Here is a 13,866-nt window from a genome sequence, read left to right as displayed (position 1 = left end):
TCGCCGCCCTGCGCAACCAAGGCGACGGCAGCCTCGACCACTCCGCCCTCCTGCGCGGCGTCGAACGCCTCTCCGGACACACCACCCACAGCTGAACGGACGTGGGGAGCGCGGCGTGGGAGGCGTGACCGCCCTCACGCCCACGGAGGGAACGCCCACCCGTTGTTCATCGTTCAAATGGGTGTGGGTGGTGAGCCACCCCTCCCGAGCCGCCCCGGCCGGCGTCCCCCCGCCCGGCCGGGGCTTCCTCGTGGCCGGGCGGGCCCTCGTTCGCAGGTCGCGGACGGGGTGACGCTCACGGCGGCTGCCGAAATGCGCGAGCGCGGAGCCCGGCGCACGCTGGAGGCATGTCCGAGCACCCCCCTGTCATCGTGCACCCGCCGACGCCCTCCGGTGGCCGCCGGGTGACCGTGCGTGGGCAGATCGTCGGGCTGGCCCACGGCCGCGGCGACGTCGCCGAGTTCCTCCGCCGTGCGGGCGTCACCGGCCCGGCCGGGAACATCGTGCTGGACGACCCCCGCCTCGTCGAATGGCGCGGCGGCTCGCTGGACGACTGGCCGATGCCTCCGGCCTGACGCCGCCCGCAGTGAGCCGCCGGGGATGTGCCCGTGGGGATGTGCCCGTGGGGATGTGCGTCGTCGGGCTTCCGGGGCGGCCGGAATGCCTCAACGTGGCCTGATGGCCCGGGAGTTGAGCCCCCGGCGCGGTAGGGAACGCGTGCCCGGCGGCCGTAGGACCGACCCGCGCCGGGCCGCCCGTAGGACCCGTACACCTCCCGGTGACCCCCGAGCGCCGCGTCCGATTTCCGCCAGCGCCGACGCCCGGCCTGCTGCACAGTGGACCTGTGATGACCGAGGACAGCAGGTACGAGGCGGTGCGCAGCCGGGACGCCAGGTTCGACGGCGCGTTCTTCTTCGCGGTGTCCACGACCGGGATCTACTGCCGGCCGAGCTGCCCCGCCACCACACCCCGCCGCCGGAACGTCGCCTTCTTCCCGACCTCCGCGGCCGCCCAGGGCTCAGGATTCCGTGCCTGCCGGCGCTGCCGCCCCGACGCGGTGCCCGGCTCGGCGGAGTGGGACGCCCGAGCGGACGTCGTCGGGCGGGCGATGCGGCTGATCAGCGAGGGGGTCGTCGACCGCGAGGGCGTTGCCGGGCTGGCGGCCCGGCTCGGCTACAGCACCCGGCAGGTCCAGCGGCAGCTGACCGCCGAGCTGGGCGCCGGCCCCGTGGCCCTGGCGCGGGCACAGCGCGCCCACACCGCCCGGGTCCTGCTGCAGACCACCGGGCTGCCCGCCTCCGAGATCGCCTTCGCGGCGGGCTTCGCCAGCGTGCGGCAGTTCAACGACACCATCCGGGAGATCTACGCCCTCACCCCGAGCGGGCTGCGCGCCGCCCGCCCCGGCAAGGGGAGCCGCTTCGGCGCGGTGGCGCACCCCGGGACACCCGGGGTGCTCCCGCTGCGGCTCGCCTTCCGCGGGCCGTACGCGGCGCGGCAGCTCTTCGACCACCTCCAGCGGCGCGCGATCACCGGGGTCGAGGAGGTCACCGGCACGCCCGGCGCGCGCACCTACCGGCGCACCCTGCGGCTGCCGCACGGCACCGGGATCGCCGAGGTCGACGAGGCGGCCGGCGACGGCTGGCTGGACTGCCGGCTGCGCCTGACCGAACTGCGGGACCTCACCACCGCGAGCCAGCGGGTGCGCCGCCTCTTCGACCTGGACGCCGATCCGTACGCGGTCGCCGAACGGCTCGGCGCGGACGCCGACCTGGCGCGCCTGGTGGACCGGCACCCCGGACTGCGCTCCCCGGGGGCCCCGGACCCGGACGAACTCGCCCTCCGTGCCGTGCTCGGCCAGCAGGTCTCGGTCGCGGTCGGCCGCACCTTCGGCGGCGCCTTGGTCGCCGCCCACGGAGAACCGCTGCCGGAGCCGTCCGGTGCGCTCACCCACCTCTTCCCCCGCGCCGACGGCCTGGCGCGGGCCGGCCTCACCGAACTCGGGATGCCCGCGTCACGGCGGGCGACCCTGCGCACCCTGAGCGCCGCACTCGCCGACGGCACGGTCGTCCTGGACGCCGGAGCCGACCGGGACGAGGCCGCACACGCGCTGCTCGGGCTGCGCGGCATCGGCCCGTGGACCGCCGGATACATCCGGATGCGCGCCCTCGGCGACCCCGACGTCCTGCTGACCGGCGACGTGGCCGTACGGGCCGGCCTGCGCCGGGCCGGAGTCCCGACGGCCGGCCTGAAGGAGCGCGCGGACGCCTGGCGCCCCTGGCGCTCGTACGCCATGCACCACCTCTGGAACGTGCCGGCCACGGAGCCGGCGAGCCCCCGCCCCACCACCACGGAAAGCACCGGACCATGACGCTCTACACCACCCTCGACAGCCCGCTGGGCGAACTCCTGCTGGTGGGCGAGGAATCGGCCACCGCACCGGGCGGCACCGCGCTCGCCTCGCTCTCCGTACCCGGGCAGAAGGGCGGCGACACCGTCCGGGACGACTGGACGTACGACCCCGCCGCCTTCACCGCCGTCGCCGACCAGCTCCGCGCCTACTTCGACGGGCAGCTGACCCGCTTCGCCCTCGCCTGCGCCCCGGCCCGGGGCACGGATTTCCAGCGGCGCGTGTGGCAGGCGCTGGAGGCCATCCCGTACGGCACGACCACCACGTACGGGAAGGTCGCCGCCGAGATCGGTGCGGCACGGGGCGCGGTGCGTGCCATCGGCACGGCGATCGGCGCGAACCCGCTGCTCATCGTGCGGCCCTGTCACCGCGTGATCGCCGCGGACGGCTCCCTGTCGGGGTACGCGGGCGGGCCGGAGCGCAAGCGGCAGCTGCTCGGTATCGAGGGCGCCCTGCCGGAGGCCCGCTGAGCTGCCCCGCTGGCGGCGGCACACTCCCTGGGCCTCGTCTTCCACGACGCCTGAAGCCGCCCGTGGCCCGGGGCGGCCCCAGGAGTGCCCGGCGGCGTCAGAGCATGGAACCGCCGGTGACGTCGAACCGCTGGCCGGTGATCCAGCGGGACTCGTCCGAGGCGAGGAAGGCGGCGACGTCGGCGATGTCCTGGGGCCTGCCGATGCGGTTGAAGACCGAGAGTGAGGCCAGCGCGGCGTGCGCCTCCGGCGTCGCCCGCATCGCCGCGTTCATATCGGTCTCGACGAAGCCGGGGGCGATGGCGTTCACCGTGATCCCCCGCGCACCGAGATCCTTCGCCAGGGTCAGGGTGAAGGCCTCCACCGCGCCCTTGGAGACGCTGTAGGCGATCGTCGAGGGGAAGGCCGTACTCGTCACCGCCGACGAGACGTTGATGATGCGTCCGCCGTCCCGCATCCGGCGCAGACCGTGCTGCGCGACGAAGAACACGGCCTTGGTGTTGACCGCGAGGGTGCGGTCGAAGTCCTCGGGCGTCACTTGGTCGATGTGCCCCGGGATGCTGATCGCCGCGTTGTTGACAAGGATGTCGAGACCGGGCTCGGCGCCGTACGCCGACAGTCCCTCGTCGAACGCCGCGTAGAGGGCCTCGGCATCACCGGGAACCCCCAGTTCCGCACCGATTATGAAGGCCCGGCCACCCGCGTCGAGGATGCTCTCGGCCGTTTCCTTGGCCGCGATGTCATTACTGCCGTAGTGGACGGCGACCAGTGCGCCGTCGGCGGCGAGGCGCTGCGCGATGCCCCGGCCGATACCCCGGCTGGAGCCTGTCACCAGCGCGGTCTTTCCCTTGAGTTCACCCATGGTGGCCTGGCCTTTCACGTGCCGGTGCGGGCATACCGCCCCGAGGACTGTCGAATGGTGTGGTGGCGAAGCGGCCGCACCGGGCCGGCCGCCTGTGCCGCAACAGCCGCTCGCACAAGGGCGGGTGGTCGCTGGAGAGGGGTGCGGTGGCTCCGCGGAGTGTGGTCGGCCGACGGCGAACGGTGCGGCGTGGGAAACGGGGTCGTCAGTCCCGTGGGTCCAGGGCCGTCAGGGTGGAGACGAAGACCGGATCGCCGTCCTGTAAGCCGGTCACCTGCACCGTGGTGGTGCAGGGCAGCGCCGACGGGACACGGCGGGCTTCGATCACACAGGGGGTGCCGTGCTCGGCGTACCGGTGGAAAACGGTCCCGAAGGCGTACGGGACGAAGGCGCCGGGCGAGGTGAGGGTGCGGGCGGCCTGCTGGGCGGCGTCGAGCAGCACCATGCCGGGGACGTGATCGTTCGCCGGGTTCACCACCGCGGGGTGGCCGGGTGCGAGGCGCAACAGCCAGCGGTCGGGCCGGCCGGTGGGGGAGAGCAGGACGTCGCGGTCCTGGGCGCTGCCGGTCAGCCGGGGCGGAACGGGGTCGGGAAGGGGGCCGGGGGCGTGCCGCGCACTCAGTCGGTCCCCGCGGAGCCGGCGGTAGACGGCGGGTGTGGTGACCGTGACGTCGGAGTGGCCGGTCGCGACGATCCGGCCCGCCTTACGGATGGTCATGTCGAAGCGGCCACTGGTCAGCGTGCCCGCCCGCATGCGCGTCCGGCTGCAGATGACGTCGATGGTCAGGGGAGTGGGCCCGCTGCCCACCGCGAGATGCTCAGGGTGGGTGGTGTACACGAGGTCGCCGAGGATGAAGTGGTGGCCGAGCGGGACACCGAGTTCGGCGTGGCAGAGCAACAAACCGGCCTGACGGATGGTCTCACCCGCGAGGATGAGATGGTGTCGCCCGCGATTGGGGGTGAAGTACCCGTGATCGTGCGGCCACCGGGCGGTCAGCGAGAAGCGCGTGTCATCGAGCCGGCGCCATGAGGTGACCAGCATGTCGTCGGCGAGAGGGCGGTGTACGAACTCCCGGGTGACCCGGACGCCGTGGGGTCCTCGCGGTCCGGTCGCGCGGCTCCCGGCGGGGGCCGGCAGCGGGTGTGGAGACCTGGGCTGAACAGTGCTGACCTGCATCGTCTCGCTCATGACTGCCCCCAGGCATCGCTACGGGTTGAGGTACATCGCTGATAAGATACGTACCATCCGGTTTTATTTTCAATGCCGGGCCGTCGAAAAGGGGAAAGTAGCTGATCGAGCGACGACTTGAGCTGTAGCTAACTGTTGCGGAACGAAGAGACATTGAGAGACAGGAGGCGTCCTGTGGCACAACAGGACCGCGCGATTCGGACCCGGCGACTGATCTTGGAGGCGGCCGCGTCGGTTTTCGACGAGCAGGGCTACGACCGCGCGACGATCGCCGAAGTCCTCGAGCGTGCCGGCGTGACGAAGGGCGCCTTGTACTTCCACTTCGCCTCCAAGGAGCAGTTGGCGCTCGCGGTGATCGAGGAGCAGGTGGTCGATATCGCTGTGGAGCCGCAGACGATCAAGCTGCAGGAGTTCGTCGACTCGGGCCAGCTGCTGGCCTTCCGGCTGCGCAGTGACCCGATCCAGCGGGGCGCGGCACGGCTGGCGGTCGAGCAGGGCTCCAACCACCTCGACCGCAAGCAGTCGATGCTGTCGTGGACCCGGTTCGTCGAGGGCTTGCTGAACGACGCCCGGAGCCGCGGGGAAATCCTGGAGAGCGTCGTCGTGCAGGAGACCGCCGAGTTGTTCGTCGGTGCCTTCGCGGGGCTGCAGATGATGTCGCAGGCCCTGACCAACCGGGCCGACCTCAGCCGCAGGCTCACCGTCTTCTTCGAGCACACCCTCCCGAGCATCGCCGTGCCGGCCATCCTCGCCAAGCTCGACCTGGGCTCCGAGCGGGGTGCGCAACTCAACGCCGCCCTGCAGGCGAAGGCGGTGGTGCAGGCCGCGGCCGGCGCCGACGCCGGAGTGGCTGCGGGCTGAACGCGTCCCGCCCGATGGGCGGATGCCAGTCGCGAAAGACAGAGGACATTTCGGCACATCACGATCGCTGAAAACATACCGCGCGTGCGGTGTCGAATATCGAAGTGTGTGCACCTTGTGTGTGAATCGTGCAGGTCAGAAGCGTCGCGGACGAGCCGCGGCGCCTTTCGGCGTGGAGCCGGCGGCGGTGTGCGCGAGAGGCGCGAACGGTGGCCGGCGGGGGCGCGGCACATCGGGCTCGGGTGGATGTCAGTGGTGTGCTGTTCACTGGACTCGGCGGGCTCGAAGCGTCCGCGTCCGGGACGAACGGGGGAGGTCCGGTGTACGGGCTGGGGGAGGGCGAACGCCGGTGCGGCGTGAGGCAGATCACGGACGTCGCAACGAGACGCCGGGCCGTGCGACGGAATAGAACGCCGGGGTAGAAGCGTTCGTCATGCACGTATCAGCCGTGCGTGGAGAACGCCCCACTCGTCAGCGGCCTGATCGTGCCGATGCCCGCAGACGACACCGCACTTCGACCGCTCTTCCGACGACCCCGCAGCTGTCCTCGTGCTGTGCCGTCCCACGCGTGCCGACGAGGCTCACGCGCCGGGCTGCGTTCGCCCGCCCCCGCCCCTCTTCCCGCCCCGCTCCGTCAGCCGCTGACGGCAACCACCCACCTCTGCCGCCCTGGAGGCCCCGCGTATGAACCGGACGACGACGGACCAGCACCCCGGAAGGACGGCGGGCGCCGCAGCCGTGCCGCCGGTGCCCGACCCGGCCAGGGGCGGGCGGCGCAGAACCTCCGGTGGCCTCGTTCCGGTCCTCGCCTTCGCCGGCATCGTCGTCGCGGTGATGCAGACCCTGCTCGTCCCGGTCATCAAGGACCTGCCGGTGCTGCTCGACACGGCGGCCGGCAATGCCACGTGGGTCATGACGGCCACCCTCCTCGCCGGCGCCGTCTCGACTCCCATCATGGGGCGCCTCGGTGATCTGTACGGCAAGCGGCGGATGCTGCTGAGCAGCCTGGCGGTCATGGTGGCCGGCTCGCTGGTCTGCGGCTTCACCAGTGACCTGGTCATCATGATCGTGGGCCGGGCGCTGCAGGGCTTCGCCATGGGCGCGATACCCCTCGGCATCGGCATCATGCGCGACGAGCTGCCGCGTGAGCGGCTCGGCTCGGCGATGGGGCTGATGAGCTCGTCGATCGGCGTCGGTGGCGGGCTCGCACTGCCGGCCGCCGCCCTTGTGGCCCAACACGCCGACTGGCACACCCTGTTCTTCGGCGCCGCCGGGCTCGGTGTGCTGTCGATGCTGCTCACCCTCCTCGTCGTACCGGAGACCGCGGTACGGGCCGAGGGCCGCTTCGACGTCGTGGGTGCCCTCGGGCTGTCGGCCGGGCTGGTGGCCCTGCTGCTGCCGATCACCAAGGGCAGCGACTGGGGCTGGGGTTCGCCGGCCACCCTCGTACTCTTCGGTGTCGCGGCCCTGATCCTGGTGCTGTGGGGCGTGCTGGAGCTGCGTCTCGCCGATCCGCTGGTCGACCTGCGGACCACCGCGCGCCGTGAGGTGCTGCTGACCAACCTCGTTTCGATCACCGTCGGTGTGGCGTTCTACGCGATCTCGCTGGTGATGCCGCAGCTGCTCCAGCTGCCCACGTCGACCGGCTACGGCCTGGGCCAGTCGATGGTGGTGGCCGGGCTGTGCATGGCGCCGCTGGGCCTGACGATGATGTGCGTCGCCCCGCTGTACGCGCGGATCGCCGCCCGGCGCGGCCCCAAGGTCTCCCTGCTGCTCGGCATGCTGGTCATCGCGGTCGGCTACGGCGCGGGCATCGGCCTGATGAACGCCGCCTGGCAGACCGTCATCATCGCGGTGGTCGTCGGCGCCGGCATCGGCCTGGCGTACTCCTCGCTGCCCGCACTGATCATCGGTGCCGTCGACGCCTCGGAGACCGGCGCGGCCAACGGCCTGAACACCCTGATGCGCTCCATCGGCACCTCGGTGTCCAGTGCGGTGATCGGCATGGTGCTGGCCCATATGTCGAAGAACGTGGGACCGGTCACGGTGCCCACGATGGCCGGCTTCCGGGTCTCCTTCCTCATCGCCACGGCCGCGGTCCTCATCGGCGTCGCCCTGGCCTCCTTCCTGCCGTCCCAGCGGAAGGAGGCCCGCCCGACCCTGGTCGCTCAGAGCACCGACGAAGCGGCGGACACCGACGAGGCCAGCGGCGGGCGGGGCGGGGCGCACCCCTCGGCACTGCCCGCCACTCCGGCCACCGCCACACCGGCCACACCCGCTGCCCCGGCCGCGCCGCTCGCGGCCGCAACAGCCGAACCTCCCGCCCCCTCCCACCAGATGGCCGCCCTCGCGAAGTCGGCACCGTCCTGGGCGCGGCCGGCCACCGGCCCGCACACGGCCCTCGCACGGTCCACGTCCGACACGATGACCGAGGGCGCCGCGGCCGCCGGTTTCCGGGGCCGGCTGGCGGACACCTCCGGCGGCCCGGTCCCCGGCGCGAGCGTCACCCTGATCGACGGGCAGGGACGCCAGGCCGGCATCACCACGACCGACACCGACGGCCGTTACGCCCTCGACGCCCCCGCGCCCGGCACCTACGTCCTCACGGGTGCCGCGCCCGGCCGCACCCCGCACGCGACCTCCGCCACCTGCCGCGGCGCGGGTGCGTCGACCCGGGTCGACCTGACCCTCACCAGCACCGGCCGCCTGGGCGGCACCCTGCGGCCCACGGCCACCGTCCGCGGCAGGGTACGGGGCCCGGACGGCCGCCCGCTCGCCGACGCCGCCGTGACCCTCGTCGAGGACGGCACGGTCGCCGGACACACCGTCACCGGCCCGGACGGCGCCTTCACCTTCACCGACCTGACCCTCACCGACCTGAGCGGCGGCCCCCACTACACCCTCACGGCGACCGGCTACCCGCCCCACGCCGTCCCCATATCCGTCACCGCCGGCGCCAGCGAAACTCTTGATCTGGAGCTGGGAGTAGAGGAACAGCCGGATAAGGAACGGCACTTGAGCAGCTCGCGCACCTGAGAGCGAACAGGACTGCGCTCCTACGGGCCGGACCTCCGGCAGTCGTGGCGCTCGCTGACTGACTGGCTGAGCTACTCACCGAACTACTCACCGAGTGTCTGGAGGCCCGGGGCGCCGCTCGCCATGCTGACGGATGAGCAGGCGCGCCCAGGCCCCTCAGCGCAGGACGGCTGCCAGCAGGTCCGTTCCCAGTGCCGTCAGGCCGGGCAGGTTGAGGGTGTGCCGGACGTAACGACCGTGCCGCCGGGCTGTGAGGAGGCCCGCGCGGCGCAGGGCCGCGAGGTGGCGGGAGACCTCCGGGGAGGAGAGCTCCCAGGCGTGGGCCAGTTCGCCGGTGGTGTGCGGGCCGCGGGCCAGGGTGCGCAGCAGGCGCAGCCGTACCGGATGTGCCAGTGCCTCCAGCCGTAGGGTGACCGTTTCCAGCGACACCGGTTCCGAGGGGCTCGGTTCGGTCACCGGGTACTGCACCACCGGCTGCCAGCCGGGCGCGTGGACCACCACCAGGTGCGGGCTGCCGAAGACGCTGGGGATGAAGGTGACCCCGGTGTCGTGGGCGGCGGTCGCCTTGTCCTGCAGCTTGTCCACGATGATGCAGTCGCCGTCCGGCGCCAGGGCGACCGCGCCGGAGACCGAGCTGAGCGCCGCCCCGATGCCCTGGCGCCTCAGCAGGTCGTTCTTCAGGCGCAGGTCGGTGGCGAGCTGCACGGCGACGTCCGCCCAGGCGGCGTCGAAGAAGGCCTCGGCGCACAGTTCCAGGGTGTGGCGCACCCGCGCCCGCACCGCGGCGGGGTCCGCGAGCAGCCGTTCCGCGAAGGCCTCCTGCCGCGCGCCGCGGGCCTGGGCCAGGTCCAGCGCCCGCTCGCGCGCGGCCGGGTCGGTGAGCGGCGACGGCGTGCCGAGATGGGCCCGGTTGCCGCCGCATGTGGTGACGAGCGCGGCGGTCACATATGTCTCGTCGTCGATCCGGTCCACGTCGTCCAACTCCTCGGCGAGGGTCGGCCGGGGCCGGGCGGGGAGCAGGAAGTCGGCCTGTGAGGAACGCCAGAGGAACTCCGCCTCCCGCAACCGCTCGGCCGGCTCCGGCCGCAGCCCGGCCCAGACCTCCCCGGCCCAGCCGGCGAACTGCGGATGGTGCCCGGGTTCGGCCAGCACATGCAGCATCGCGGTCAGCTCGGCCAGCGGGGAGGCGGCGAACCGCAGCCGCTCGGCCGGCAGGCCGCCGATGTCGATCCTCAACGTCATCCCCTCAGCATCACCGACCGGTGGACCGGTGGCGCCGCCGGTTGACGGTCTCCGTCAACCGGCGAGGCCGGTCCGGCGGCCGAACGCACCGTTGACGCCATGGCAACCACCCCCAAGATCCGGCCCCGCGCCCTCGTCCGGGCCTCCGGAGGCCCCCGCTACGCCGTAGCCCTGGCCGTGGACGCGCTCGGCACCGGCCTGCTGCGGCCCTTTCTCCTGCTGTACGGAGTGACGGTGCTGAAGCTGTCCGCGCCGGCCACCGGCATCGCCATGACGGTCGGCATCGTCGTGGGTCTGGTGTGCATGCCCGCGGTGGGCCGCTGGCTGGACCGGGGCGCCCGCAGCACGGTCGTGGCGGCGTCGATGCTGGTGCGGGCGCTGGGTGTGGCGCTGCTGCTGGCCACTCCGGAGGGGCAGGTCTGGACGTTCGCGACGGCGGCGCTCTTCCTCGGCGTCGGCAACCAGGCGTGGCCGGCCGCCCATGCGGCTCTCGTGGCCACGGTCGCCCGCGGCCGGGAACGCGACGCCGCGCTCGCGGGAGGCCGCGCCCTGCGCAACGCCGGGCTGGGCGTGGGCGCGCTCCTCGCCACCGCATGCCTGGCGGGCGGCACCACCGCCTTGCAGGCGCTGGCGGCCGTCACCGGGCTCGCCTACCTCGCCGCGGCGGCCCTGGCGTGGTCGGTCCAGCTCCGCGCGGAGACGGCCGCCACCCGGGCCGAGGACGGGGCCGACGGACCCGCACCGCGGATGCGTGCGCTGCCGGCCGCCAACGTGGTCTACGTCTTCTGCCTCAACGTCCCCGAAATCGCGCTCCCTCTGGTCCTGGTGACACAGCTGCACGCCTCCCCGGTGTGGTCGGCGGCCATCTTCGTGGCCAACACGGTGCTGGTGGTCACCCTGCAGGTTCCGGTCACGGTCCTGATGTCCCGCTTCTCCCGGCGGGCCGTGCTGGCCCTCGCCGGCGTGGTCCTCGCCGCGTCCTACCTCGGTTTCCTCGTGGCCACTTCACTGGGAAGCGGCTGGGGCGCCCCGGCCGTGGCAGCCGTGTCCGTGGTCTGCACCCTCGGCGAGATCCTCTATGCCGGCAGCGCCACCGCGCTGGTCACCGCCCTCGCCCCGGCCGCGGTCCTGGGACGCGCCCTCGCCCGCTTCGAAACCTCCACCGGCTTCGGTCTCGCCGTCTCCCCGGCAGCCATCACCGCACTCGCCCCCCACGGCCCGACCGCCCTCTGGGGCAGCCTCGCCGCCGCGACACTCCTCTCGGCCGCCGCCGTGGCCACCGAGAAGGACCAGATGGACGGCCCAGCGCCCCTTTCCGCCGGGCGTGCGCCGGCTCGTGAACTCGGCACCCGCCTCTGACGGCGGGGTGAAGCGGCGCCGCCGGGGCCGGTGAGACCCGCGGGGCCCCCTGCGGCCGGTGATCTCGGTCGGCGGAACGGCCGAACATGGCGGTGCCGTATCCGCAAATCGGGAATTTTCTGCGAGTCTGAACGACGCGCCCCAAAATCCAGCTGGTCACACCGGTTTCCGGGGTTATCGGCGTGCCGGGCCCGCAAGCTCGTTAGTGGTGTGTTAGTGCCTCGTTAGCGGACCGGCAGTGCCCAGGGCCACGCTGGAACGACGGACGGACCGCACCCCGCTACGAGAGCTCGCACCTACTAGACGAGGGGGACACTTATGTCGCTCATCATCAAGACGCTCAGCCGCGGTCGTCGTGTCGCCGCCGGTTCGCTGATCGCTGTCGCGGCGCTCGCACTCACCGCCTGCGAAGGCGGCCCGGACGCCGCATCCCGCCCCTCGTCGGCCGCCGAACGCGGCGCCTCCCACGACACGGAGAGCGGCGGCTCCGCGTCGTCCCACGGCAGCGTGCAGCCGTCCGGCGCGAAGGAGCAGTCCACGGGCGGGAAGAAGCAGCCGTCGGCGCAGGCCGCCACTCCCGGTGGCAAGCCGACCGGCAAGGCGCCGAGCGCCGCGGAGGCCAACACCTCTCGGACGACGGCCTCGGATCGCTGCACCGCCGCCAATCTCTCGCTGCGCCTGGGCGCCCCCGACGCCGGTGCGGGCAACATCCGCTACCCCCTCGTCTTCACGAACAAGGGCAAGAAGGCCTGTTCGCTGCGCGGCTTCCCGGGCGTCTCGCTGATCAACCGGGACGGCTCGACCGTGGGCAAGCCCGCCACCCGCTCGGGCGGCGCCGGCGCAGTCGTCCGGCTCCAGCCGGGGCAGAGCGCGCACACCCTGCTGCACACCCTCAACGAAGGCGTCTCGGACACCCCGTGCTGGGCCAAGTCGCAGATCGTCTTCGTCTACCCGCCCGGCTCCAAGGAGTCGATGACCACCGGCAGCCGCGGACTGCGGGTGTGCGGCGGACGGTTCGACGTGACCGCGGTGGAGGCCGGTGCCCTGGGCTGACGGCCCCGCCCGCGGAGCCGCGACGAGGACGGCCCCGCCACGCAGGCACGCCCCCGGCGCACCGTGCGCCGGGGGCGTGCGGCATGCCGGGACGGGGAGACGGTGGCGCCCCGAGGAACTGCCACCGGCCCGCTCGCACGCTCGGGTGGTATGTCACCGCAACGGCCCCCGGTGACCGCCCCGTGCCTCCGGATCGGTGTTACCAAGGTGGATGGAAGCCTTGAATGAGCGCTTTCGTTGCATATCTGCCTAGGGAGACATCCCATGTCTGCAGCTTCGAGCGTGGCCGACAAGGCCGCTGCGAACGGAAAGCCGTCCGCCGAGGACGAGTCCCCGATCCACATTCTCTGGATCAACGCCGGCCTGAGTTGCGACGGCGACTCCGTGTCGCTCACCGCCGCGACGCAGCCGAGCATCGAGGAGATCGCGCTCAGTGTGCTGCCGGGGTTGCCCAAGATCGCCGTCCACTGGCCGCTGATCGATTTCGAGTGCGGCCCGGTCGGTGGCGCGGACACCTTCATCGAGTGGTTCTTCAAGGGCGAACGCGGCGAGATCGACCCGTTCGTGCTCGTCGTCGAGGGGTCCATTCCCAACGAGTCCATCAAGCCCGAGGGCTACTGGTGCGGCTTCGGCGACGACCCGGAGACCGGCCAGCCGATCACCACCAGTGAGTGGATCGACCGGCTCGCCCCCAAGGCGCTCGCCGTAGTGGCGATCGGCACCTGTGCCACGTACGGCGGCATCCACGCGATGTCGGGCAACCCGACCGGAGCCATGGGCGTGCCCGACTACCTGGGCTGGGACTGGACCTCCCAGGCCGGGATTCCGATCGTCTGTGTGCCGGGCTGCCCGATCCAGCCGGACAACTTCGCGGAGACCCTGACCTATCTGCTCTACCAGGCGACGGGCGCGGCTCCGATGATCCCGCTGGACGACCAGCTGCGGCCCACCTGGCTCTTCGGGGAGACCGTGCACGAGGGCTGTGACCGGGCCGGCTACTACGAGCAGGGCCAGTTCGCCACCACGTACGACTCGCCCAAGTGTCTGGTGAAGCTCGGATGCTGGGGTCCCGTGGTCAAATGCAACGTGCCCAAGCGGGGCTGGATGGACGGCATCGGCGGCTGCCCGAACGTCGGCGGTATCTGTATCGCCTGCACCATGCCCGGCTTCCCCGACAAGTTCATGCCGTTCATGGACGAGCCGCCCGGCGGCAAGATCTCCAGCAGCGCCAGCGCCGCGTACGGCAGCGTCGTCCGCCGTCTGCGCGGCATCACGGCCAGGACCGTCGACCACGAGCCCAAGTGGCGCCACCGCGGCGACCAACTGACCACCGGCTACCGGAAACCGTGGTGAGCGCACCCCGCCCGTAGCCGTCCGGCACCCGGAC

11 protein-coding genes and 1 pseudogene are annotated in these 13,866 nt (G+C 72.5%); 9 read left to right on the top strand and 3 right to left on the bottom strand.

Annotated elements, in window-relative coordinates; translation table 11 throughout:
• The 4 genes and pseudogenes from ACGFN2_RS32900 to ACGFN2_RS32885 form a co-directional block, all read left to right on the top strand.
• Window positions 1-95: pseudogene (locus ACGFN2_RS32900) on the top strand (2-hydroxy-3-oxopropionate reductase); the annotation flags it as partial.
• 252 nt (window positions 96-347) lie between these two features.
• Complete coding sequence (locus ACGFN2_RS32895; RefSeq protein ID WP_362609246.1) at window positions 348-575, top strand: hypothetical protein; 228 nt, start codon at window positions 348-350, stop codon at window positions 573-575.
• A gap of 272 nt (window positions 576-847) precedes the next feature.
• The gene (locus ACGFN2_RS32890) at window positions 848-2,368 is read left to right on the top strand and encodes an AlkA N-terminal domain-containing protein (RefSeq protein ID WP_393366426.1); all 1,521 of its coding nucleotides are present in this window, start codon (window positions 848-850) and stop codon (window positions 2,366-2,368) included.
• The gene (locus ACGFN2_RS32885; RefSeq protein ID WP_393366424.1) at window positions 2,365-2,877 is read left to right on the top strand and encodes a methylated-DNA--[protein]-cysteine S-methyltransferase; all 513 of its coding nucleotides are present in this window, start codon (window positions 2,365-2,367) and stop codon (window positions 2,875-2,877) included. Before ACGFN2_RS32890 ends, ACGFN2_RS32885 begins: the two co-directional genes overlap by 4 nt.
• Before the next feature lie 97 nt (window positions 2,878-2,974).
• Here ACGFN2_RS32885 and ACGFN2_RS32880 read toward each other — a convergent pair whose 3' ends face one another.
• Window positions 2,975-3,739, bottom strand: a complete 765-nt coding sequence (locus ACGFN2_RS32880) for an SDR family oxidoreductase (protein WP_362609239.1) — start codon at window positions 3,737-3,739, stop codon at window positions 2,975-2,977.
• Between the two features lie 205 nt (window positions 3,740-3,944).
• Entirely contained in the window at window positions 3,945-4,928 is a 984-nt protein-coding gene (locus ACGFN2_RS32875; RefSeq protein ID WP_393366422.1) for a ScbA/BarX family gamma-butyrolactone biosynthesis protein, read from the bottom strand.
• Between the two features lie 174 nt (window positions 4,929-5,102).
• Between ACGFN2_RS32875 and ACGFN2_RS32870 the strand changes: the two genes are divergently transcribed.
• Together ACGFN2_RS32870 and ACGFN2_RS32865 are read left to right on the top strand one after the other, a co-directional pair.
• Window positions 5,103-5,789, top strand: a complete 687-nt coding sequence (locus tag ACGFN2_RS32870; RefSeq protein ID WP_393366420.1) for a ScbR family autoregulator-binding transcription factor — start codon at window positions 5,103-5,105, stop codon at window positions 5,787-5,789.
• A 684-nt stretch (window positions 5,790-6,473) separates the two neighbouring features.
• The gene (locus tag ACGFN2_RS32865) at window positions 6,474-8,825 is read left to right on the top strand and encodes an MFS transporter (protein WP_393366418.1); all 2,352 of its coding nucleotides are present in this window, start codon (window positions 6,474-6,476) and stop codon (window positions 8,823-8,825) included.
• Between the two features lie 156 nt (window positions 8,826-8,981).
• Here ACGFN2_RS32865 and ACGFN2_RS32860 read toward each other — a convergent pair whose 3' ends face one another.
• Window positions 8,982-10,067, bottom strand: coding sequence for a DUF5937 family protein (locus tag ACGFN2_RS32860; protein ID WP_362609229.1), 1,086 nt, complete (start codon window positions 10,065-10,067; stop codon window positions 8,982-8,984).
• A gap of 99 nt (window positions 10,068-10,166) precedes the next feature.
• Here ACGFN2_RS32860 and ACGFN2_RS32855 point away from each other — a divergent pair, with 99 nt between their 5' ends.
• From ACGFN2_RS32855 to ACGFN2_RS32845, 3 genes are all read left to right on the top strand, one after another.
• Window positions 10,167-11,426: an MFS transporter gene (locus ACGFN2_RS32855; protein ID WP_393366416.1), complete on the top strand. Its 1,260-nt coding sequence runs from the start codon at window positions 10,167-10,169 to the stop codon at window positions 11,424-11,426.
• A 318-nt stretch (window positions 11,427-11,744) separates the two neighbouring features.
• Window positions 11,745-12,479, top strand: coding sequence for a DUF4232 domain-containing protein (locus ACGFN2_RS32850; RefSeq protein ID WP_362609224.1), 735 nt, complete (start codon window positions 11,745-11,747; stop codon window positions 12,477-12,479).
• A 264-nt stretch (window positions 12,480-12,743) separates the two neighbouring features.
• On the top strand, window positions 12,744-13,832 hold the full coding sequence (locus ACGFN2_RS32845) for a hydrogenase expression protein HypE (protein ID WP_362609221.1): 1,089 nt from the start codon (window positions 12,744-12,746) through the stop codon (window positions 13,830-13,832).
• Window positions 13,833-13,866 lie beyond the last annotated feature (34 nt).

Source organism: Streptomyces sp. NPDC048612, from assembly GCF_043199295.1.
Lineage (GTDB): Bacteria > Actinomycetota > Actinomycetes > Streptomycetales > Streptomycetaceae > Streptomyces.
Note: the sequence above shows the minus strand (reverse complement) of the source record. Positions and strands in the feature narration are given on the sequence as shown.

What these genes read in the sequence shown, in the direction of transcription:
- ACGFN2_RS32880 (WP_362609239.1), bottom strand. Translation starts at nt 3,739, where the DNA reads ATGGGTGAACTCAAGGGAAAGACCGCGCTGGTGACAGGCTCCAGCCGG.
- ACGFN2_RS32875 (WP_393366422.1), bottom strand. Translation starts at nt 4,928, where the DNA reads ATGAGCGAGACGATGCAGGTCAGCACTGTTCAGCCCAGGTCTCCACAC.
- ACGFN2_RS32885 (WP_393366424.1), top strand. Translation starts at nt 2,365, where the DNA reads ATGACGCTCTACACCACCCTCGACAGCCCGCTGGGCGAACTCCTGCTG.
- ACGFN2_RS32855 (WP_393366416.1), top strand. Translation starts at nt 10,167, where the DNA reads ATGGCAACCACCCCCAAGATCCGGCCCCGCGCCCTCGTCCGGGCCTCC.
- ACGFN2_RS32890 (WP_393366426.1), top strand. Translation starts at nt 848, where the DNA reads ATGACCGAGGACAGCAGGTACGAGGCGGTGCGCAGCCGGGACGCCAGG.
- ACGFN2_RS32860 (WP_362609229.1), bottom strand. Translation starts at nt 10,067, where the DNA reads ATGACGTTGAGGATCGACATCGGCGGCCTGCCGGCCGAGCGGCTGCGG.
- ACGFN2_RS32845 (WP_362609221.1), top strand. Translation starts at nt 12,744, where the DNA reads ATGTCTGCAGCTTCGAGCGTGGCCGACAAGGCCGCTGCGAACGGAAAG.
- ACGFN2_RS32865 (WP_393366418.1), top strand. Translation starts at nt 6,474, where the DNA reads ATGAACCGGACGACGACGGACCAGCACCCCGGAAGGACGGCGGGCGCC.
- ACGFN2_RS32850 (WP_362609224.1), top strand. Translation starts at nt 11,745, where the DNA reads ATGTCGCTCATCATCAAGACGCTCAGCCGCGGTCGTCGTGTCGCCGCC.
- ACGFN2_RS32895 (WP_362609246.1), top strand. Translation starts at nt 348, where the DNA reads ATGTCCGAGCACCCCCCTGTCATCGTGCACCCGCCGACGCCCTCCGGT.